At 63.9% G+C, this 21,064-nt stretch carries 23 protein-coding genes; 4 read left to right on the plus strand and 19 right to left on the minus strand.

The window, feature by feature from the left end; translation table 11 throughout:
- The first annotated feature begins 14 nt into the window (after positions 1 to 14).
- Entirely contained in the window at positions 15 to 617 is a 603-nt protein-coding gene (gene recR / locus KU43P_RS08365; RefSeq protein ID WP_317662231.1) for a recombination mediator RecR, read from the plus strand.
- A gap of 138 nt (positions 618 to 755) precedes the next feature.
- Here the strand turns inward: recR and KU43P_RS08370 are convergent, their stop codons facing one another.
- From KU43P_RS08370 to ccoN (KU43P_RS08445), 16 genes are all read right to left on the minus strand, one after another.
- Entirely contained in the window at positions 756 to 1,304 is a 549-nt protein-coding gene (locus tag KU43P_RS08370; RefSeq protein ID WP_009683910.1) for an adenine phosphoribosyltransferase, read from the minus strand.
- Positions 1,305 to 1,359: 55 nt separating this feature from the next.
- Positions 1,360 to 2,094, minus strand: a complete 735-nt coding sequence (fnrA, locus tag KU43P_RS08375) for a Crp/Fnr family transcriptional regulator FnrA (protein WP_317662233.1) — start codon at positions 2,092 to 2,094, stop codon at positions 1,360 to 1,362.
- Positions 2,095 to 2,281: 187 nt separating this feature from the next.
- Positions 2,282 to 3,664 (minus strand): oxygen-independent coproporphyrinogen III oxidase, encoded by a 1,383-nt coding sequence (gene hemN, locus KU43P_RS08380; protein WP_317662234.1) that lies wholly within the window; start codon positions 3,662 to 3,664, stop codon positions 2,282 to 2,284.
- A 247-nt stretch (positions 3,665 to 3,911) separates the two neighbouring features.
- On the minus strand, positions 3,912 to 4,595 hold the full coding sequence (locus tag KU43P_RS08385) for a sulfite exporter TauE/SafE family protein (protein ID WP_317662235.1): 684 nt from the start codon (positions 4,593 to 4,595) through the stop codon (positions 3,912 to 3,914).
- A complete protein-coding gene (ccoS, locus tag KU43P_RS08390) occupies positions 4,588 to 4,800 on the minus strand; it encodes a cbb3-type cytochrome oxidase assembly protein CcoS (protein WP_317662236.1) in 213 nt (70 codons plus the stop codon). Before ccoS ends, KU43P_RS08385 begins: the two co-directional genes overlap by 8 nt.
- Entirely contained in the window at positions 4,779 to 7,253 is a 2,475-nt protein-coding gene (locus tag KU43P_RS08395; protein ID WP_317662238.1) for a heavy metal translocating P-type ATPase, read from the minus strand. The genes ccoS and KU43P_RS08395 overlap by 22 nt, the downstream gene beginning before the upstream one ends.
- Positions 7,253 to 7,780 (minus strand): FixH family protein, encoded by a 528-nt coding sequence (locus KU43P_RS08400; protein WP_317662239.1) that lies wholly within the window; start codon positions 7,778 to 7,780, stop codon positions 7,253 to 7,255. The genes KU43P_RS08395 and KU43P_RS08400 overlap by 1 nt, the downstream gene beginning before the upstream one ends.
- A gap of 15 nt (positions 7,781 to 7,795) precedes the next feature.
- Positions 7,796 to 9,211: a cytochrome c oxidase accessory protein CcoG gene (gene ccoG, locus KU43P_RS08405; RefSeq protein WP_317662241.1), complete on the minus strand. Its 1,416-nt coding sequence runs from the start codon at positions 9,209 to 9,211 to the stop codon at positions 7,796 to 7,798.
- 302 nt (positions 9,212 to 9,513) lie between these two features.
- A complete protein-coding gene (gene ccoP, locus KU43P_RS08410; protein WP_317662243.1) occupies positions 9,514 to 10,491 on the minus strand; it encodes a cytochrome-c oxidase, cbb3-type subunit III in 978 nt (325 codons plus the stop codon).
- On the minus strand, positions 10,488 to 10,685 hold the full coding sequence (locus KU43P_RS08415; RefSeq protein ID WP_317662245.1) for a cbb3-type cytochrome c oxidase subunit 3: 198 nt from the start codon (positions 10,683 to 10,685) through the stop codon (positions 10,488 to 10,490). The genes ccoP (KU43P_RS08410) and KU43P_RS08415 overlap by 4 nt, the downstream gene beginning before the upstream one ends.
- A gap of 5 nt (positions 10,686 to 10,690) precedes the next feature.
- A complete protein-coding gene (gene ccoO / locus KU43P_RS08420) occupies positions 10,691 to 11,299 on the minus strand; it encodes a cytochrome-c oxidase, cbb3-type subunit II (protein ID WP_317662247.1) in 609 nt (202 codons plus the stop codon).
- Complete coding sequence (gene ccoN / locus KU43P_RS08425; protein WP_317662249.1) at positions 11,299 to 12,741, minus strand: cytochrome-c oxidase, cbb3-type subunit I; 1,443 nt, start codon at positions 12,739 to 12,741, stop codon at positions 11,299 to 11,301. The genes ccoO (KU43P_RS08420) and ccoN (KU43P_RS08425) overlap by 1 nt, the downstream gene beginning before the upstream one ends.
- 600 nt (positions 12,742 to 13,341) lie before the next feature.
- A complete protein-coding gene (gene ccoP, locus KU43P_RS08430; RefSeq protein ID WP_317662251.1) occupies positions 13,342 to 14,283 on the minus strand; it encodes a cytochrome-c oxidase, cbb3-type subunit III in 942 nt (313 codons plus the stop codon).
- Entirely contained in the window at positions 14,280 to 14,471 is a 192-nt protein-coding gene (locus KU43P_RS08435) for a cbb3-type cytochrome oxidase subunit 3 (RefSeq protein WP_317662253.1), read from the minus strand. The genes ccoP (KU43P_RS08430) and KU43P_RS08435 overlap by 4 nt, the downstream gene beginning before the upstream one ends.
- A gap of 5 nt (positions 14,472 to 14,476) precedes the next feature.
- A complete protein-coding gene (gene ccoO, locus KU43P_RS08440; protein WP_317662254.1) occupies positions 14,477 to 15,085 on the minus strand; it encodes a cytochrome-c oxidase, cbb3-type subunit II in 609 nt (202 codons plus the stop codon).
- A 13-nt stretch (positions 15,086 to 15,098) separates the two neighbouring features.
- On the minus strand, positions 15,099 to 16,523 hold the full coding sequence (gene ccoN, locus KU43P_RS08445; RefSeq protein WP_317662256.1) for a cytochrome-c oxidase, cbb3-type subunit I: 1,425 nt from the start codon (positions 16,521 to 16,523) through the stop codon (positions 15,099 to 15,101).
- Between the two features lie 51 nt (positions 16,524 to 16,574).
- Between ccoN (KU43P_RS08445) and KU43P_RS08450 the strand changes: the two genes are divergently transcribed.
- Positions 16,575 to 17,267, plus strand: coding sequence for an alpha/beta family hydrolase (locus KU43P_RS08450; protein ID WP_317662257.1), 693 nt, complete (start codon positions 16,575 to 16,577; stop codon positions 17,265 to 17,267).
- A gap of 152 nt (positions 17,268 to 17,419) precedes the next feature.
- Here KU43P_RS08450 and KU43P_RS08455 read toward each other — a convergent pair whose 3' ends face one another.
- Both KU43P_RS08455 and KU43P_RS08460 read right to left on the minus strand, forming a co-directional pair.
- Entirely contained in the window at positions 17,420 to 17,704 is a 285-nt protein-coding gene (locus KU43P_RS08455) for a pyrimidine/purine nucleoside phosphorylase (RefSeq protein WP_317662258.1), read from the minus strand.
- Between the two features lie 65 nt (positions 17,705 to 17,769).
- The gene (locus KU43P_RS08460; protein ID WP_317662259.1) at positions 17,770 to 18,318 is read right to left on the minus strand and encodes an exonuclease domain-containing protein; all 549 of its coding nucleotides are present in this window, start codon (positions 18,316 to 18,318) and stop codon (positions 17,770 to 17,772) included.
- Positions 18,319 to 18,480: 162 nt separating this feature from the next.
- Between KU43P_RS08460 and KU43P_RS08465 the strand changes: the two genes are divergently transcribed.
- The gene (locus KU43P_RS08465) at positions 18,481 to 19,281 is read left to right on the plus strand and encodes a substrate-binding periplasmic protein (protein WP_317662260.1); all 801 of its coding nucleotides are present in this window, start codon (positions 18,481 to 18,483) and stop codon (positions 19,279 to 19,281) included.
- A gap of 64 nt (positions 19,282 to 19,345) precedes the next feature.
- Positions 19,346 to 20,359, plus strand: a complete 1,014-nt coding sequence (locus KU43P_RS08470) for a GNAT family N-acetyltransferase (RefSeq protein WP_317662262.1) — start codon at positions 19,346 to 19,348, stop codon at positions 20,357 to 20,359.
- 114 nt (positions 20,360 to 20,473) lie between these two features.
- Here KU43P_RS08470 and KU43P_RS08475 read toward each other — a convergent pair whose 3' ends face one another.
- Positions 20,474 to 21,004: an RNA polymerase factor sigma-70 gene (locus tag KU43P_RS08475; RefSeq protein ID WP_317662264.1), complete on the minus strand. Its 531-nt coding sequence runs from the start codon at positions 21,002 to 21,004 to the stop codon at positions 20,474 to 20,476.
- Positions 21,005 to 21,064 lie beyond the last annotated feature (60 nt).

The raw sequence follows: 21,064 nt of genomic DNA on the forward strand, positions 1-21,064 counted from the left end.
GCAGGCCTGCCTACATGAGCTTCAGCCCCCTGATTCGCCAACTGATCGACGCTTTGCGCACCCTGCCGGGTGTCGGCCAGAAAACCGCCCAGCGCATGGCCTTGCAGCTGCTGGAGCGTGACCGCAGTGGCGGCGTGCGCCTGGCCCAGGCGTTGAGCCAGGCCATGGAAGGGGTTGGCCATTGCCGCCAATGCCGGACCTTGACCGAGCAGGAGCTGTGCCCGCAGTGTGCCGACCCACGCCGTGACGACAGCCAGCTGTGCGTGGTGGAGGGGCCTATGGATGTATATGCGGTGGAACAGACCGGCTATCGTGGCCGCTATTTCGTGCTCAAGGGGCACCTCTCGCCGATGGATGGCCTTGGCCCGGAGGCGATCGGTGTGCCGCAGTTGATGGCACGCATCGAGGAGCAGGGCAGCTTTACCGAGGTGATCCTGGCGACCAACCCGACGGTGGAGGGGGAGGCGACTGCGCATTACATTGCCCAGTTGCTGGCGGAGAAGGGGCTGGTGGCGTCGCGGATTGCCCATGGTGTGCCGTTGGGCGGCGAGCTGGAGCTGGTTGATGGCGGCACGCTGGCGCATGCCTTTGCGGGACGCAGGCCGATTTCGCTGTGATTGCGTGGGGCTGCTCTGCAACCCAATCGCCGGCAAGCCGGCTCCCACAGGTACTACGCTGACCTCAAGGGCTGTGCACCTCTTATGTGGGAGCCGGCTTGCCGGCGATTCGGGCCGCAAAGCGGCCCCGGAACCCACTCAGTACTCGCTGAGGGAAAACTCGGTCAGGCAGAATGTCGGCACACCCGCAGCCTGCAACCGACGCGACCCATCCAGTTCAGGCAAATCGATGATCGCCGCGGCCTCGAACACCTGGGCCCCGGTACGGCGCACCAGGTTGGCTGCCGCCAGCAGCGTGCCGCCAGTGGCGATCAAATCATCGAAGATCAGCACCGAGTCCCCTTCGCACAGGCTGTCGGCATGCACTTCAAGGAAGGCTTCGCCGTATTCGGTCTGATAACCTTCCGACAACACGTCGGCCGGCAGCTTGCCCTGTTTGCGGAACAGGATCAGCGGCTTGTTGAGCTGGTGGGCAATGATCGAACCGATCAGGAAGCCCCGCGCGTCCATGGCGCCGATGTGGCTGAACTCAGCCTCCACATAGCGCTCGATGAACTGGTCGGCCACATAGCGCAGCCCGCGTGGCGATTGGAACAGCGGGGTGATGTCGCGGAAGATCACGCCCGGTTTGGGGAAGTCCACTACCGGGCGGATCAGGGCTTTGAGGTCGAAGGCGTCGCTGTGCATTATTGCGGGTATCCTGGAAAAACGAATGCGCCAGTATACCTTTTTAGCGCAGCTTTCAGGCCTCCATCGCGCCACCGGCCAGCGCACAGAGCTGGATCGGGTCGAGGATGTGAACTTCCTTGCCTTCGGCGCGGATCAGGCCGTTCTGCTGGAAGCGGGTGAACACCCGCGACACGGTTTCGACCGCCAGCCCCAGGTAGTTGCCGATCTCGTTGCGCGACATGCTCAGGCGAAACTGGTTGGCCGAGTAGCCGCGGGCACGGAAGCGTGCGGAGAGGTTGACCAGGAAGGTGGCGATGCGCTCGTCGGCAGTCTTCTTCGAGAGCAGCAGCATCATCTGCTGGTCGTCGCGAATCTCGCGGCTCATCACGCGCATCAACTGGCGGCGCAGTTGTGGCAATTGCACCGAAAGCTCATCGAGTCGCTCGAACGGGATCTCGCACACCGAAGTGGTTTCCTGGGCCTGGGCCGACACCGGGTATGCTTCGGTGTCCATGCCTGACAGGCCGACCAGTTCACTGGGCAGGTGGAAGCCGGTGATCTGTTCTTCACCGCTGTCGCTCAGGCTGAAGGTCTTGAGGGCGCCGGAACGTACTGCGTAGACCGAGCCGAAATTGTCACCTTGGCGGAACAGGAACTCGCCTTTTTTCAGCGGTCGTCCGCGCTTGACGATGTCATCCAGTGCATCCATGTCTTCCAGGTTGAGCGAAAGAGGCAGGCACAGGGGCGCCAGGCTGCAATCCTTGCAATGGGCCTGGTTGTGGGTGCGCAGTTTGACTGGCTCGGACATTTGAATCGATCCTTGTGGGAAAGCACACATAAGTCGTAAGGGTAACCTACGGCATAGGGTGTAGGCCAGCGTGCGCTATTGTGGTGCGCCCTGGCCGAACCCCAGCTGCATGATGCCGGGGGTTCGTTCACTGCCCATAGTGTGCCTGGCTTTGCCGCTTGTCCATGCGGTCAAACGACTCGTCTGGCTAGATGACGCGCGAGAAGCGCTGACGGTCGTGCATCGCCAGGTAGGCATCGAACAGCATGCAAACCGAGCGAGCCAGCAGGCGCCCGGCCGGCAAAATGCGAATGCCCTTGTCGTCGATGCTGATCAGGCCATCGCGCTGCAGGGTCTGCAATTGCGGCCAGAGGTCATTGAAGTAGCCGCGAAAATCGACCGTGAAGGCCTCCTCGATCGGCTCGAAATCCAGTTCGAAATGGCAGATGAGCTGCTGGATCACCGCTCGCCGTACCCGGTCATCGTGGTTGCACAGCAGCCCGCGTTGGGTCGCGAGCTGGGCGTTGGAGAGGCTGTCCTGATAGGTGTTGAGGTCGCTGCTGTTCTGGCAGTAAAGGTCGCCGATCTGGCTGATCGCCGACACCCCGAGGCCGATCAGGTCGCAGTGGCCATGGGTGGTATAACCCTGGAAGTTGCGCTGCAGCGTGCCTTCCTCCTGGGCTACGGCCAACTCGTCGTCGGGCAGGGCGAAGTGGTCCATGCCGATGTAGCGGTAGCCGGCTGCGGTGAGCTGTTCGATGGTGTTGCGCAGCATCTCGAGTTTCGCCGCCGGCCCCGGCAGTTCGCCGGCGTCGATGCGCCGTTGGGGCATGAAGCGCTCGGGCAGGTGAGCGTAATTGAACACCGACAGGCGATCGGGCTGCAGACGGATGACTTCCTCCACCGTGCGGGCGAAGCCTTCCGGGGTCTGCCTGGGCAGGCCATAGATCAGGTCGAGGTTGACCGAGCGAAACTGCAGGGTGCGCGCCGCTTCGATCAGGGTGCGCGTCTGCTCCAGGCTCTGCAGGCGGTTAACCGCCCGCTGCACCGCCGGGTCCAGGTCCTGCACGCCGAGGCTGACGCGGTTGAAGCCCAGTTCGCGCAGCAGGCCCATGGTGGACCAGTCGGCTTCGCGCGGGTCGATTTCGATGCCGTAATCGCCGGAGTCATCGTCCAGCAGGTTGAAGTGCTGGCGCAGGGTCGCCATCAACTGGCGCAGTTCGACATGGCTGAGGAAGGTGGGGGTACCGCCGCCGAAATGCAGTTGCTCGACCTTTTGCTTGGGATCCAGGTGGCAGGCGATCAGTTGGATTTCCTGCTCCAGGCGCTGCAGATAGGGCGCAGCGCGGCCGCGGTCCTTGGTGATGACCTTGTTGCAGGCGCAGTAGTAGCAGATGTTGGCGCAGAACGGCACGTGCACGTACAGCGACAGCGGGCGTACCGCTCGACGGCTTTCACGCAGGGCGTGGAGCAGGTCGAACGAGCCCACCTCGCTGTGCAGTTGCACCGCGGTCGGGTAGGAGGTGTAGCGTGGGCCGGCCAGATCGTAGCGGCGGATCAGGTCGGCATCCCAGCGTAGATCTTCGAGCATGTGGGCGGTCCCCGGAATGAGCAGCAGTGTCCGGAGTCTATGACTGTCTGAAGAGGGCCGTTTTGATTTGTATCAAAAGGCATCAGGGCGGCGGGGCGGGCGTGAAATCGGTTTTTTGATTCACATTAAAAGCAATTGGCTGCGCTGTAGGGCCCAATCGCCGGCAAGCCGGCTCCCACAAGGACCTCGCGGTGCGCTTCCTGTGGGAGCCGGCTTGCCGGCGATGGGGCTGCGCAGCAGCCCCCCCTCAATGCCCCATCAGCCAGTGCTGATGGGGCCCGGGCAGGGTCCAGATGCCGAACAGGATCACCAGCACGCCGCCCGCCATCCGCACGCTGCGCCGGCGCAACAGGCTGTTCACCCGCTCCGCCGCCAAGCCAGTGGCTACCAATACCGGCAACGTACCCACGCCGAACGCCAGCATCAGCGCCGCGCTGTACCCCGCATTGCCCTGGCTGGCGGCCCACAGCAAGGTGCTGTACACCAGCCCGCACGGCAACCAGCCCCACAAGGCGCCGAGCAACAGCGCCCGAGGCAGGCTGGACACCGGCAACAACCGCGAAGCCACAGGCTGTACATGTCGCCACAGCCCCCTGCCGAGGGCCTCGATGCGCGTCAGCCCGCTCCACCAGCCGGCCAAGTACAGGCCCATGGCGATCAGCAGCAGTGCAGCTATCACCCGCAACCCGAGGGCTGCCGGGCTGCTGGCCACGGCCCAGCCGGCAAGGCCCAGGAGTAGGCCGGCGCAGGCGTAACTGAGGATGCGGCCCACGTTGTAGGCCAGCAGCAGGCGTGCGCGCCGGGCGCGTTGCTCGGGGGGGATGGCCAGAGTCAGGGCGCCCATCAGGCCGCCGCACATGCCCAGGCAATGACCGCCGCCGAGCAGTCCGAGGATCAGTGCCGAGCCGAGCAAGGCAAGCAAGTCAGGCACGGGGCGGTGTTTCCTTGTCTTCGGGCTTGGCGGCTTCGTCGTTCACGGCGGCCTGGTGGCGTGGGTCCTGGTCATCGAACAGGATGCTGTGGGCGGGGCTGTCGAGGTCGTCGTACTGGCCGCTGTCCACCGCCCAGAAGAAGATGTACACGGCAACCCCGACAAGCAGCAGGGCGGCCGGGATCATGACATAGAGGGCGGGCATGTGGACTTCCTTCCAGTGTGTGCCGCGCCGCTTGCGTGCGAGCCCGTGCCGGCGGGCAGGCGGGTCAGGCGCAAGGCGTTGAGCACCACGATCAGCGAACTGACCGACATACCGATGGCCGCCCACACCGGGGTGATCCAGCCGAGCGCGGCGAACGGCAACATGAGGCCATTATACAGGGTTGCCCAGAGCAGGTTCTCGAGGATGTTGCGGCGGGTGCGGCGGGCCAGGTCGAAGGCCTGTACCAGTGCTTGCAGGCGGTTGCTCAGCAGCACCGCGTCGGCGCTGGTCTTGGCAAGGTCGGTGGCGCTGCCCATGGCGATGCTGATGTCTGCGGCGGCCAGCACCGGCACGTCGTTGACGCCATCGCCGAGCATCAGCACTTTGCGGCCGGCCGCTTGCAGGGCCTTGAGCCGGTCCAGCTTGTCGTCCGGGCGCAGGCCGCCGATGGCCTGGTCGATGCCCAGCTGCGCGGCCACCTCGGCGACCATCGGCGAGCTGTCGCCCGACAGCAGCAGGGTGCGCCAGCCGCGTGCCTTGCAGGCGGCCAGCAGGGCCGGAGCATCTTCGCGCAGGCGGTCATCGAGGCCGAACCAGGCCAGCGGGCCCTGGCGGTCGCCCAGCAGCAGCCATTGCCCGCGCGGCTCCGGCACAGTGGGAATCTCCGTGCCGCTCAAGGCGCACACGAAGGTGGCCTGGCCGATGCGCAGGCGCTGGCCTTCGACCTGACCTTCCAGGCCCAGCCCCGGTACGCTCTGCACATCATCGGCGGCGCTGGCGGTGCGGCCGAACGCGCGGGCGATGGGGTGTTCGGAGCGGTTTTCCAGAGCGGCGGCCAGGGCCAGGCAGCGGTCGGCGGGCAGTTCGCCGAGCGGGCGGATGCTGCGCAAGGCCAGGCGGCCTTCGGTAAGGGTGCCGGTCTTGTCGAAGATCACCGTGTCGATCTGGTTGAGGCCTTCCAGCACGTGACCGCGGGTGATCAGCAGGCCGAGTTTGTGCAAGGTGCCGGTGGCAGCGGTGAGGGCGGTGGGGGTGGCCAGCGACAGGGCACAGGGGCAGGTCGCCACCAGCATGGCCAGGACGATCCAGAACGCCCGCGTCGGTTCTGCATGCCACCACCACAGGCCGATGGCCACGGCAGCCAGCAGGCTGAACAGCAGGAACCACTGCGAGGCACGGTCGGCGATTTCCGCCAGGCGCGGCTTTTCGCTCTGTGCCCGCTCCAGCAGGCGGACAATGGCCGACAGGCGCGAATCGTGGCCCAGGGCTTGGACCTCCACGTGCAGGGTGCTTTCCACGTTCAGCGTGCCGCCGGTGACGTGTTCGCCAGCCCGGCGCGGCTGCGGCAGGTACTCGCCGGTGAGCAGCGATTCATCGACGCTGGAGCGGCCCTCGACAATGCGACCGTCGGCCGGTATCACCGCACCGGGCAGCACCTGCACGGTGTCGCCGCGCTGCAGTTCGCCGAGCAGGATACGTTCGGCATGGCCAAAGGCATCCAGGCGCAGGCACGAGGCCGGCAGCAGGTTGACCAGTTGCGCGGTGGCCGCTGCCGTGCGCTCCCGGGCGCGGCGTTCCAGGTAGCGCCCGGTCAGCAGGAACAAGGCGAACATGCCCACGGTGTCGAAATACAGCTCGCCACTGCCGGTGACTGCGGTCCAGATGCCGGCACCGAAGGCCAATGCGATGGCCAGCGAGACTGACACGTCCATGGTCAGGTGACGGGTGCGCAGGTCTCGGGCAGCGCCCTTGAAAAACGGTGCGCAGCTGTAGAACACGATCGGGATGGTGAGAAACAGCGCGACCCAGCGCAGGATGGTGTGCATCTCGGGCGACAGGTCGATGTTGAATTCCGGCCAGGTTGCCATGGTTGCCATCATTGCCTGGAACCACAACAACCCGGCCACGCCCAGGCGGCGCAGGGCGCTGCGGTTTTCCCGGGCCAACTGTTCGGCGGCCTGGTCGGGCTGGTACGGATGAGCCGCATAGCCGATATGGCGCAGTTCGGCCAGCAGCCTGGAAAGTGGCAACTGCTGGTCGTCCCAGTCGAGCAGCAGGCGGTGGTTGGACAGGTTCAGGCGGGCTTCGGCGACACCGGGCAGGTTGCGCAGGTGCTTCTCGATCAGCCAGCCGCAGGCGGCGCAACTGATGCCTTCGACCAGCAGGGTGGCCTCGGCCCGCTCCCCGGCGTGGCGCACGAACGACTGTTGCACGTCGCTGCGGTCATACAGGGCCAGTTCGTCTTGCAGCTGCTTGGGCAGTGCCTCGGGGTTGGCGCTGCTGTCGCTGCGGTGCTGGTAGTAGTGTTCCAGGCCGCCAGCAACGATGGACTCGGCCACCGCCTGGCACCCGGGGCAGCAGAACTGCCGAGGCTCGCCGAGGACCTCGGCGGTGAAGCGGCTACCGGCGGGGACGGGCAGGGCGCAGTGGTAGCAGGGAGTGGGTTGGGTCATTACTGGTGCTCGGCACCTTGCAGCGCTTCATCACCCAGTTGCAAGGCCACCCCATGCTCGACCTTTTCTTCCTCGAACAACCGCCACACATGTTCATCCTGGCTGCCCAACAGTTCGACGAACCGCCGCCCTTCGACCTTGTCATCCAGTTGCCCGACATAACGCCCCGCTTCGGCGCGGCTGAGCGGCACCTTGCGGTCCTTGTCCGGCTGGGTCGGCGAGATCAGGTTCAGCTCCAGGCTCTGCGGGTCGCTGTTGCCGGTCAGGCGCACGTCCACTTCGCCGGTCAGTTCGTCGAGGTGCACGCTGGCCTTGAGGTTCAGGGTCTGGGCCAGCAGTTCACGGTCCAGCGAGCGGTTGATGCCCTTGCCGGCCTCGTAGTAGTTGTCGTTGACCAGGTTGTCCGGGTTGTGCACGGCGATGCTGACCATGGTCAGGCTCAGGCACACCGAGGTGGTGAGGATGCCGATGATGATCCAGGGCCAGAGGTGCTTGTACCAAGGGCTGGTGGCGGTAGCGGCAGGCATTGTCTGTATTCTCTCTCAGCGGATCTGTGGGCCGATGAAGCGGCTCTTGGCATTGACCTCGGCGGCGCTGTCGTCGGCGCTCTTGAGGATGAAGGTGATTTCGTTGGTGGTCGAGGGCAGTTTCTCGGGGGAAACCGACAATTGCACCGGCAGGCTGACGATATCGCCGGCCGCCACGCGGATTTCGCGCTGGCCTTCCAGGCGCAGGTCCGGCAGGCCGGTAGCGTCCAGCACGTAGACGTGGTCGCGCTGGTCCTTGTTCATGACCTTGAGGCTGTACACGTTCTCGATCCGTCCCTGGGCATTCTCGCGGTACAGCACGCGGTCCTTGCTGACGTCGAAACCAACCAGCGAACGGGTGGCGAAGGCAGTGGCCAGGGCGCCGATCATCACCAGCAGCACCACGGCGTAACCAATCAGGCGCGGGCGCACCCTATGTGTCTTCTGCCCCGACAGGTTGTGCTCGGTGGTGTAGCTGATCAGCCCTTTGGGGTAGCTCATCTTCTCCATGATGCTGTCGCAGGCGTCGATGCAGGCGGCGCAGCCGATGCACTCGATCTGCAGGCCGTCGCGGATGTCGATGCCGGTCGGGCATACCTGCACGCACATGGTGCAGTCGATGCAGTCGCCCAGGCCCTGGGCCTTGTAGTCAGTGTCCTTCTTGCGCGGGCCGCGGGTTTCGCCGCGGCGCGGGTCGTAGGAGACGATCAGCGTGTCCTTGTCGAACATCACGCTCTGGAAGCGTGCATAGGGGCACATGTACACGCACACCTGCTCGCGCAGCCAGCCGGCGTTGCCGTAGGTGGCGAGGGTGAAGAAACCGACCCAGAAGTAGGCCCAGCCATCGGCCTGGCCTGTGAAGAATTCCATGACCAGTTCACGGATCGGCGAGAAGTAGCCGACGAAGGTCATGCCGGTGACGAAGCCAATCAGCAGCCATAGGCTGTGCTTGGCGAACTTGCGCAGGAACTTGTTGCCGCTCATGGGCGCGCGGTCAAGCTTCATGCGCTGGTTGCGGTCGCCCTCGGTGACTTTTTCGCACCACATGAAGATCCACGTCCACACGCTCTGCGGGCAGGTGTAACCGCACCACACGCGGCCGGCGTACACGGTGATGAAGAACAGGCCGAAGGCGGCGACGATGAGGATGCCTGAGAGCAGGATGAAGTCTTGTGGCCAGATGGTGGCGCCGAAGATGTAGAACTTGCGCTCGGGCAGGTTCCACCACACGGCCTGGTGGCCACCCCAGTTCAGCCACACGGTGCCGAAGTACAGGAGGAACAACACTGCCCCGCCGACCATGCGCAGCCTGCGGAACACGCCGGTGAAGGCGCGGGTGTAGATTTTCTCACGAGAGGCGTAGAGGTCGACGGAGTCCTTCCCTTTGCTGGCAGGCGGGGTGACGTCATGTACCGGAATTTGCTTGCTCATCATCAAGTCCCACGGCAGTGGAGAAACGCCGCGGCCAGTGCATGCCGGCCGCAGTCTCGCGCCGTCTGCCGGCGCGCTGCGATCCATGATACGCCGGTGATGGCACCCTGGGGTCGCGCTGCGACCTTTTGTCGCATTGGGTTGGCGATGTGAATCGTGATATGGCGGGTGTCAATTGATTCAGGTCATGAAGCGGGTGAATTCACTGGCCTCATCGCCGGAAAGCCGGCTCCCACAAGGTCTCCGTACTACTGGGAGGCTTTTGTGGGAGCCGGCTTGCCGGCGATAGGGCCAGGCCTGCCTTACTCGGCCTTGGCCGGCTCCGCCTGATGCGACAGGCTGTACACGTAAGCGGCCAGCAGGTGCACCTTGTCGTTACCCTGAAGCTGTTCCTGCGCCGGCATCTGCCCCTGGCGCCCGTAGCGGATGGTCTGCTGCAACTGGGCAAAGCTCGACCCATAGATGAACGCCTGCGGGTGGGTCAGGTTAGGTGCGCCCATTGCTGGCGTGCCCTTGCCTTCCGGCCCGTGGCAGGCCACGCAGTTGGTGGCGAAGATCTTCTGCCCGTTCTCGGCATCGGCCTTGACGCCTTCCGGCAGGCTGCGGCCATCGAGTTTGCTGACCACGAACGCCGCCACATCGGCCACGCCCTGCTCGCCGATCACTTCCGACCAGGCCGGCATCACCCCATGGCGACCGCCCATGATGGTGGTCTTGATGGTTTCCGGCTCGCCGCCCCAGCGCCAGTCGTTGTCGGTCAGGTTGGGGAAGCCGTAGGCGCCCTTGGCGTCGGAGCCGTGGCACACCGAGCAGTTCGAGGCGAACAGCCGTGCGCCCATCTTCAATGCCTGCGGGTCCTTGGCCACTTCCTCGATGGGCATGGCTGCGAACTTGGCGAAGATCGGCCCGAAGCGGGCATCGGCCTTGGCCATTTCCTTTTCCCACTCGTGCACGCCGGTCCAGCCTGGCTGGCCATTGGTGAACTCGGTCTGCTTGTCGTTATCCAGGTAGCTGTAGCCTGGCAGGATGCCTTTCCAGTTGCCCAGGCCCGGGTACAGCACCAGGTAGCCCAAGGCAAAGATGATGGTGCCGACGAACAGCCAGAACCACCATTTCGGCAACGGGTTGTCGTATTCCTCGATGCCATCGAAGGCATGCCCGACGGTTTCGTCGGTGACCTCTTCGCGCTGGCCCTTGCGGGTCGACAGCAGCAGCCAGGTCAACGAGAAGATGGTGCCCAGGGTCAGGACGGTGACGTACAGACTCCAGAAGGTTGTCATTGTTGTTTGCTCCCAGAAGCTTTTGCTTGCGCTTGCTCGACGTGCTGTTTGGCCTCGGGATCATCCGCGAAGGGCAGTTGCGTGGCTTCGTCGAATTCCTGCTTGCGCCGTGGGTTGAACACCCACAGCGCCAGGCCCACGAACGCCACCATCACCACCACGGTGCCCAGGCCGCGAATCATCCCGATATCCATCAGCGTCACCGTTTGCTTTTGATGATGGTGCCAAGACCCTGCAGGTACGCGACGATGGCGTCCATTTCGGTCTTGCCCTTGACCGCGTCGCGGGCACCGGCGATATCGGCGTCGGTGTACGGCACGCCGAGGGTGCGCAGCACGTCCATCTTCTTCGCGGTGTCCTTGCCGTCGAGCTTGTTTTCGACCAGCCACGGGTAGGACGGCATCTTCGACTCCGGCACCACGTTGCGCGGGTTGTACAGGTGCGCGCGGTGCCAGTCGTCCGAGTAGCGCCCGCCCACGCGCGCCAGGTCCGGGCCGGTGCGTTTGGAGCCCCACAGGAATGGGTGGTCCCACACGCTTTCGCCGGCCACCGAGTAGTGGCCGTAACGCTCGGTTTCGGCGCGGAACGGGCGGATCATTTGCGAGTGGCAGCCGACACAGCCTTCACGGATATAGATATCGCGGCCTTCCAGTTCCAGCGCGGTGCGTGGCTTCATGCCTTCGACGGGTTTGTTGGTCACGTCCTGGAAGAACAGCGGGACGATCTGGGTCAGGCCACCGACGCTCACGGCGATGACCATGAAGAAGGCCAGCAGGCCTATGTTCTTCTCGACGGCTTCATGCTTCATCAGTGCGCTCCCACGACGACGATCTTGGCGGCTTCTTCAGCCTGCACCGGGTTGGCGGCGCGAACAGTGCGGTACACGTTGTAGGCCATCAGCAGCATGCCGGAGGCGAAGAACGCGCCGCCCAGGGCCCGGACGATGTAACCCGGGTGGCTGGCCTGCAGGGCTTCGACGAAGGAGTAGGTGAGCGTGCCGTCATCGTTGATGGCGCGCCACATCAGGCCCTGGGTGATGCCGTTGACCCACATCGAGGCGATGTACAGCACGGTGCCGATGGTCGCCAGCCAGAAGTGCGCGTTGATCAGGCCGACGCTGTGCATCTGGTCGCGGCCATACAGGCGCGGGATCATGTGGTACACGGCGCCGATCGAGATCATCGCTACCCAGCCCAGAGCGCCGGCGTGGACGTGGCCGATGGTCCAGTCGGTGTAGTGCGACAGCGAGTTCACGGTCTTGATGGCCATCATCGGGCCTTCGAAGGTGGACATGCCGTAGAACGCCAAGGACACCACCAGGAAGCGCAGGATCGGGTCGGTGCGCAATTTGTGCCAGGCACCGGACAGGGTCATCATGCCGTTGATCATGCCGCCCCAGCTCGGAGCCAGCAGGATGATCGACATCACCATGCCCAGCGACTGTGCCCAGTCAGGCAGTGCGGTGTAGTGCAGGTGGTGCGGGCCGGCCCAGATGTACAGGGTGATCAGCGCCCAGAAGTGCACGATCGACAGGCGATACGAGTAGATCGGCCGCTCGGCCTGCTTGGGCACGAAGTAGTACATCATCCCCAGGAAGCCGGTGGTAAGGAAGAAGCCCACGGCGTTGTGGCCGTACCACCACTGGATCATCGCATCGGTGGCGCCGGAGTAAGCCGAGTACGACTTGAACAGGCTCACCGGCAGCGAGATGTGGTTGACGATGTGCAGCATCGCGGTGACCACGATGAAGGCGCCGTAGAACCAGTTGCCGACGTAGATGTGCTTGGTCTTGCGCTTGACGATGGTGCCGAAGAACACCAGGGCGTAGGTAACCCAGACAATGGCCAGCAGGATCGCGATCGGCCACTCGAGTTCGGCGTATTCCTTGGTGGTGGTGTAGCCCATCGGCAGGGTGATCAGCGCGCCGAGGATCACCGCCTGCCAGCCCCAGAAGGTGAAGGCGGCCATGCTGTCGGAAATCAGCCGGGTCTGACAGGTTCGCTGCACCACGTAGTAGCTGGTGCCGAACAGCGCACAGCCGCCGAAGGCGAAGATGACCAGGTTAGTGTGCAGGGGGCGCAGGCGGCCGAAGCTGGTCCAGGGCAGGTCCAGGTTCAGTTGCGGCCACACCAGCTGCGAGGCGATGAAGACGCCGAGGCCCATGCCAAGGATCCCCCAGACCACCGTCATGATGGCGAACTGGCGGACGACCTTATAGTTATAAGCAGTCGGACTGATTGCTGTGCTCATTCTAAGGTTCCACGGTTTTGGTGTTCTTGTTGGTTGAAAAATCGGCGCCAGTATCGATAACCACCAGGGTTATGGCAACGCAAGGAACGTGCGCCGACCCGTGTCCGGGCCCTGTTGCCGGTGTCCCGCGGCAACTGGGTACGAACGATTGTACACAAATAAATATTTGTAATGTGTACCGTTTTTCACCTTTTTCTGATCGATCGGTCAAGCTTTTTCTGCGGATGGCGTCAGGCGCTGCGCCACGTCTGCCTCGCTGGATTGGCGGCGAGGTCCACTGAGGCAACAAGCTTAGTTCGGTTAGGGGGGGGTGCAAGGCGAGGGGAGGCTTGGTATTGGTGGTGTGGCGTAGATCGAGCGCCGCCCGCGCGGCGCATCGCGGATAAATCCGCGCCTACATTTGTTGCAACGTGCCACGGTCTGTCAGGCCATGGTTGTCCGCCTTTGGCGCCCGCCGAGAAATCGCGTCGTACCCCAAGAGCTGGCAACCATGGCCTATCAGGCATAGGTACGTTGCAACAAATGTAGGCGCGGATTTATCCGCGATGCGCCGCGCGGGCGGCGCTCGATCCAACAGTCGAAATATCTCTTACGTCCAACTCACTGAGCAGTCACGACCTCAGTAGCGTTCGCCTGCGACAGGCTATACACATAAGCCGCCAGCAAATGCACCTTGTCATTCCCCTGAATCTGCGCCTGGGCCGGCATCTGCCCCTGGCGGCCATAGCGAATGGTCTGCTGCAACTGAGCAAAGCTCGACCCATAGATGAACGCCTGCGGATGGTTCAGGTTCGGTGCCCCCATGGCCGGTGTGCCATTGCCTTCAGGCCCGTGGCAGGCCACGCAGTTGGCGGCAAAGATCTCCTTGCCCTTGGCCGCGTCAGCCTTGACCCCTTCCGGCAGGCTGCGGCCGTCGAGGTTGGTCAGCACATAGGCGGCCACATCGGCCACGCCTTGCTCGCCAATCACCTCGGCCCAGGCCGGCATCACCCCATGGCGGCCGTTCATGATCGACGCCTTGATGGTTTCCGGCTCGCCACCCCAGCGCCAGTCCTTGTCGGTCAGGTTGGGGAAGCCATAGGCGCCCTTGGCGTCCGAGCCGTGGCACACCGAGCAGTTGGAGGCGAACAGGCGGCCGCCCATTTTCAGCGCCTGCGGATCCTTGGCCACTTCCTCCACGGGCATGGCGGCGTACTTGGCGAAGATGGGGCCGAACTTGGCGTCGGCCTTGTCCATTTCCTTCTGCCACTCGTTGACGCCGGTCCAGCCGTTCTCGTAGCCGGGCAGGATGCCTTTCCAGTTGCCCAGGCCCGGGTAGAGCACCAGGTAGCCAGCGCCGAACACCAGGGTGCCGACGAACAGCCAAAACCACCACTTGGGCAGCGGGTTGTCGTATTCCTCGATGCCATCGAAGCTGTGCCCCATGGTCTGGTCGGTGGTGTCGCTGCTCTGGCCCTTGCGGGTCGACAGCAGCAGCCAGGCCAGGCCAATCAGGCTGCCGATGGTCAGTACGCTGATGTACGTACTCCAGAAGGTTGTCATTGCTGGGTACTCCTAATGGCGGTTTCCCGGCCCGCAGGCGGCAGGCGGTCGTCGACGAAGGGCAGCAGGCGCGCTTCGGCGAAATCACGGTCGCGGCGGCGGTTGAACACCCACAGCGAGAGGCCGATGAAGGCGATCATCACCACCAGGGTGCCCAGGCCGCGGATCATGCCGATGTCCATTTCCATCGCAGTTACCTCTTGTTCTTGATCGCGGTGCCCAGCACCTGCAGGTAGGCGACCAGGGCGTCCATCTCGGTCTTGCCCTTGACCGCATCACGCGCCCCGGCAATGTCCTCGTCGCTGTACGGCACGCCCAGTGTGCGCAGGGTGCGCATCTTGGTGTCGGTGTGGCTGTTGTCGACCTGTTGCGCCACCAGCCACGGGTAGGACGGCATCTTCGACTCCGGCACCACGTTGCGCGGGTTGTACAGGTGCGCGCGGTGCCAGTCGTCCGAGTAGCGCCCGCCTACGCGCGCCAAGTCCGGGCCGGTGCGCTTGGAGCCCCACAGGAATGGGTGGTCCCACACGCTTTCGCCAGCCACCGAGTAGTGGCCGTAGCGCTCGGTTTCGGCGCGAAACGGGCGGATCATCTGCGAGTGGCAGCCGACGCAGCCTTCGCGGATGTAGATATCGCGCCCTTCGAGCTGCAGCGCGGTGTAGGGCTTCATGCCTTCCACCGGCTTGTTGGTCACGTCCTGGAAGAACAGCGGGACGATCTGGGTCAGGCCGCCGATGCTGACGGCGAACACCATCAGCAAGGCCAGCAGGCCGACGTTCTTCTCGATCACTTCATGTTTCATCAGGCAGGTCTCCTCAGGCCAGTTGCACGTTGGCAGGGGCGGCGACGGCGGCCGGTGCACGCACGGTGCGCCAGGTGTTCCAGGCCATCAGGAACATGCCGCTGAGGAAGATCGCACCACCGACGAAGCGCACGATGAAGCCAGGGTGGCTGGCCACCAGGGTTTCCACGAACGAGTAGGTGAGCGTGCCGTCGCTGTTCACCGCCCGCCACATCAGGCCCTGGGCGATGCCGTTGACCCACATCGAGGCGATGTACAGCACGGTGCCGATGGTCGCCAGCCAGAAGTGCGCGTTGATCAGGCCGATGCTGTGCATTTGCTCCTTGCCGAACACTTTCGGGATGGTGTGGTACAGCGCGCCGATGGAAATCATCGCCACCCAGCCGAGGGCGCCGGCGTGGACGTGGCCGATGGTCCAGTCGGTGTAGTGGGACAGGGCATTGACCGTCTTGATGGCCATCATCGGGCCTTCGAAGGTGGACATGCCGTAGAACGCCAGCGATACCACCAGGAAGCGCAGAATCGGGTCGCTGCGCAGCTTATGCCAGGCACCGGAGAGGGTCATCATGCCGTTGATCATGCCGCCCCAGCTCGGGGCCAGGAGGATCAGTGACATCACCATGCCCAGCGACTGCGCCCAATCGGGCAGCGCGGTGTAGTGCAGGTGGTGCGGACCGGCCCAGATGTACAGGGTGATCAGCGCCCAGAAGTGGACGATCGACAGGCGATAGGAATACACCGGGCGCTCGGCCTGCTTGGGCACGTAGTAGTACATCATCCCCAGGAAGCCTGCGGTCAGGAAGAAGCCCACCGCGTTGTGGCCGTACCACCACTGCACCATGGCATCGGTGGCTCCGGCATACACCGAGTACGACTTGGTCAGGCTGACCGGCAGCTCCAGGTTGTTGATGATGTGCAGCATCGCCACGGTGAGGATGAAGGCGCCGAAGAACCAGTTGCCCACATAGATGTGCTTGGTGTTGCGCTTGATCAGCGTGCCGAAGAACACGATGGCGTAGCAGACCCAGACGATGGTGATCAGGATGTCGATGGGCCATTCCAGTTCGGCGTATTCCTTGGAGCTGGTGTAGCCCAGCGGCAGGCTGATCGCTGCCAGCAGGATCACCAGTTGCCAGCCCCAGAAGGTGAACGCGGCCAGGCGCGGTGAGAACAGGGTGGTCTGGCAGGTGCGTTGCACCGAATAATAGGAGGTGGCGAACAGGGCACAGCCGCCGAAGGCGAAGATCACCGCATTGGTATGCAGGGGGCGCAGGCGGCCGAAGCTGGTCCAGGGGAGGTCGAAGTTGAGGGAAGGCCAGGCGAGCTGGGCGGCGATGAAGACGCCGAGCCCCATCCCGACGATTCCCCACACCACCGTCATGATGGCGAATTGGCGGACCACCTTGTAGTTGTAGGCGGTACTGCTGGTTGTGTTCATGTATGGGTTCCCATCCACGGTTATTTTGGCAGGCTTTACAGCGAGGCAAGCATGAGTAATGGGCAAAGTGCCGGTATTGACGGGGATCAATGGGCGAAGATCGGAAATGTCCCAGGCTTGCGCTGCGATCCTCCATGGAATCAGGCAGATAGCGCACCCAAGGGGTGCCTGATCCTGGCCCACGGCGCAGGGGCGCCGATGGACAGCGATTTCATGAACGAGATGGCGCAAAGGCTTGCGGCGCTAGGGGTAGGGGTGATTCGTTTCGAGTTCCCCTACATGGCCGAGCGCAGGGTCGGGGGTGGCAAGCGGCCGCCCAATCCGCAGAAGGTGTTGCTTGATTGCTGGCGCGAGGTTTACCGGCAGGTGCGACCTTTGGTCACAGGAAAGTTGGCCGTGGGCGGCAAATCGATGGGCGGGCGCATGGCCAGTCTGCTGGCCGACGAATTGGGCGCGGATGCGCTGGTGTGCCTGGGGTATCCGTTCTATGCGGTGGGCAAACCGGAGAAACCACGGGTCGAGCATTTGGCGCAGTTGCGCACGCCGACGTTGATCGTGCAGGGCGAGCGAGATGCGTTGGGCAATCGGGAGGCGGTGAAAGGGTATGCGCTGTCACCGGCGATCGAGGTGAGCTGGCTGGTGGCGGGGGATCATGACCTCAAGCCGCTGAAGGCTTCGGGGTTCAGCCATGAACAGCATCTGCAGGCGGCGGCAGAGCGGGTGGCGGGGTTTCTGCTGAAATAGCGCTGGCCTCATCGCCGGCAAGCCGGCTCCCACAGAGTGCGGTGCGATTCTTGGACTGCCCCCAAGGCTTGGATTGGTGTCCAACTTCCTGGGGGCAGTCCATTCTTGTGGGCGCCGGCTTGCCGGCGATGAGGCCGGTGCAGGCGTGCTGCTTAGTCGCGGTACTCGCACAGGTAAGCGGTATCCACCTTGACCTGCAGCTGGAACTTGCTGTCGGCAGCCACATTGAACTTGTCGCCGGCGTTGAAGGTTTCCCAGTTGTCGCTGCCTGGCAGCTTGACGGTCAGCGCACCGGAAACCACGTGCATGATTTCACGCTTGGCAGTGCCGAACTCGTATTCGCCCGGGGCCATCACACCGACGGTGGCCGGACCTTCGGTGCCTGCGAAGGCGATCGACTTGACGGTGCCGTTGAAGTACTCATTGACCTGGAACATGGGCGACTCCTGAAAGAATGGGGGTGAAAAAGGGCTGGCCAGTATGCCCAAGCCCATTCACGCCGTCATCTGCTTTCAGGCAGGCTCAAGGGCAGCAGGCGCGCGGTATTGCGCGCATCCTCCAGGGCCCGGTGCTGCTGGCCGCAAAAGTGCATGCCGGCCAGTTGCAGGGCTCCGTTGAGCCCGGTCGGGCGCTGCAGGTGGCGGGCCTTGGCGAAGCGCTGCTTGAGGTTGATGTGGGGCAGGGTGCGCAACAGGCTGTCGAGCTGATGCTGCTGCCATTCCTGCAGCAGTTGCTGGCGGTCGTAATCGCCCCAGCTCACCCAGGCCTGCAACTGCCCGCGGTGGTGCCCCAGCCAGCGCTCGAACCGCGCCCATACCTCGGGGAACGCTGCGGCGCTGTCGACGCTGGCCTGGCTGATGTGGGTCAGCTCGCGGCAGAACGGCGTCAGTTGCGGCCGCCGCCGCGGCCGCACGAAACGCTGGAAATGGTCCACCTCGCGGCCCTCGCGGGTCACCAGGCTGGCGCCGATTTCAATGATTTCCATCTCCGTGACCGGCCAGCCACCGTCATCGGTGGTGGCTTCCAGGTCGATCACCAACCAGTGGCCCATACCAGGCTCCCATGCCGTACATGCTAGAGCAGCGTAGCCAATCTCCGGGCTCACGGCACCCTCTGGCAAAATGCCCTCACTTTGGCGTTTCCAGCAGTTGTGCCGTTATCCGAAAACGCCTAGCTTAGGCCATCCAGGTATGAACCGTGATGAGTGTCCGTCTTGACTCCAGCACCCGGCCTGAAGGTTTTTTCCACCCTGCTGCTGGCGGCCGCTGCCTGGCTGGCGGCACCGGCATGGGCGGCCGACGCCATTGATGTGAAGATTGGTGCCGCGCATTTCCCGCCATATACCGTGCGCCCGGAGCAGGGCGCCGACACCGGGCTGCTGCCGCAACTGGTCGAGGCCCTTAACCGCCTCCAGCCGGAGTATCGCTTCGTGCTGGTGCCCACCTCCATCCAGCGGCGCTTTGGTGACTTCCAGCAAGGCCGTACCGACATGGCGATCTTCGAGAACCCGGAGTGGGGCTGGCAGCAGATCCCGCACCAGGCCGTGGACATGGGCCTGGAAGATGCCGAAGTGTTCGTTGCAAAGAAGCTCGACGGCCGCGACCAGCATTATTTCGACGACCTGCACGGCAAGCGCCTGGCGCTGTTCAACGGTTATCACTATGCCTTCGCCCGCTTCAACCCCGACCCGGAGTATCTGCGCAAGGCCTACAACGCGACCCTGACCTACTCCCACGACAGCAACCTGCTGATGGTTCAGGCCGGGCGTGCCGACATCGCCCTGGTCACGCGCTCCTACCTCAGCGACTTCCTCACGCGAAACCCCGCCAGCCTCGACCAGCTGATGGCTTCCGAGCGCATCGATCAGGTCTATCACCACTACGCCTTGCTGCGCCCAGGCGCCCCTATCAGCGACCAGAAATTTGCCGCCTTGATGCGTTACCTGCGTGAAACCGGTGAGCTGACGCGGATCTTCCAACCCTACCGGATCACCGTCGCGGCGCCTGCCGAGTAAATTCCCCGGCTGCGGCCACGTTTGCACAAGTGAGCCTTTCTTCCACTTACCGTGAGCCGAGACCATGCCGTTCGATGCCGCTACGCAGCCGTTGTCACAGCCTCGCTGGCCCAGCCTCAACGCCGAAGAGGGCGATTGCTGGCTGAGGCTGACGCTGGATGAGCGCCCCTTGATCCAGGTGCGCCTAGTGCCGGGCGATACTGTGCAAGTCCATGTCGAAAGCTTGTGCCCGGAGCGCCCGCAGCAAGCCTTGTGGGCCGCCTGCTACTGGCTGCTGTCGCGTGACCCCGCCTGTCAGCGCCTGGCCTGGCAGTTGCCCCAAGCGCTGCCCGAGGCGCTGAGCAGCGGGCTGCTGGTGGCAAGTGACAAGCCAGGGCTGTACCTGTGCGAGCGCACCCTGTTCTGGCAGTTGCCGCAACCCTGGCTCGGCCAGCTGTCGACCGGCGCCTACCCGCAGCAGCTGCAATTGAGCGACGGCAAGCGCCACCCGCGCCGGTCGCCCAAGCCCCGTGGCGAGGTGTACCGCCGGTTCGATGCCCGGTTGGGCAGTTGGGTGTCGCTGCGCACCCTGGATATCGACCGAGACTTGGAGCGCTTCAACCGCTGGCAGAACAACCCGCGGGTGGAGAAGTTCTGGCAGGAGGGCGGCTCGCTGGCGCAGCACCGGGAATACCTGGCCAAGCTCGAGGCCGACCCGCACGCCCTGACCCTGATCGGTAGCTTTGACGACCAACCGTTCGCCTACTTCGAAGCCTATTGGGCCAAGGAAGACCGCATTGCACCGTTCTACCCGGCCGACGATTACGACCGTGGCGTGCATATGCTGGTGGGCGAAGAGAACCACCGGGGGCCGCACAAGGTCGCCAGCTGGCTGTCGGCGCTGGTGCACTATCTGTTCCTCGACGACCCGCGCACCCAGCGGGTCGTCGCCGAACCGAGGGCCGACAACGGCAAGATGATCGGCTACATGCAGGACCAGTGCTTCCATTGCGAAAAGGAGTTCGACTTCCCGCACAAGCGGGCGGCGCTGATGATCCTGGGGCGTGAGCGCTTCTTCGACCGGTGCAAGTTGGCCTGATACCGAGTCGCCTTCATCGCCGGCAAGCCGGCTCCCACAGGTACCCCACCGACATTGAGATCGGTGGTGTCCCTGTGGGAGCCGGCTTGCCGGCGATGAAGGCGACGCCGAACTTCACCCCTGCCGATTGGCCGTCTTGCGGCAATGCACCAACGCATCTCGAATCATGAAGTTGACCAGGGTCGGCGACACCCCCAGTTCCTTGGCGATGTCCTTCTGCGGCACGCCATGCAACCGGTACATCTCGAACGCATAGCGGGTGCGCGGGGGCAGTTCGTTGAGCGCCTCGGCAATGTGTTCCAGCGCCGCGAGGTTGATGTGGGTGGCTTCCGGCGAGGCATTGAGCACAACCACGTTGAGGCCTTCCTCTTCGCTGCCCGAGTACTTCAGCTCCATTGCCTGCTTGCGGTAATGGTCGATCGCCAGGTTGCGCACGATCTGGAACAGGTAGCTGAGCTGGGCTTTGAACGACGAGGTGATCTGAGGCGCGGAACCGAGCCGGAAGAACGCGTCCTGCACCACATCTTCGGCGCGCGAGCGGCAACCGGTGATGCGTGCGGCGATCTTGACCAGAATGCTGCGGTTGTCGACGAATGCCTGGAGTAAGGGTGAATCGCACTTTCTTGTGGATAGTTGTTCCGCCATGGAAATCACCTTGTCTCGGAAGGGAAAGGGAGCCCCCCAGATGGGGAAGCTTCCTACGAC

This window comes from Pseudomonas sp. KU43P (genome assembly GCF_033095865.1).
Taxonomy (GTDB): domain Bacteria; phylum Pseudomonadota; class Gammaproteobacteria; order Pseudomonadales; family Pseudomonadaceae; genus Aquipseudomonas.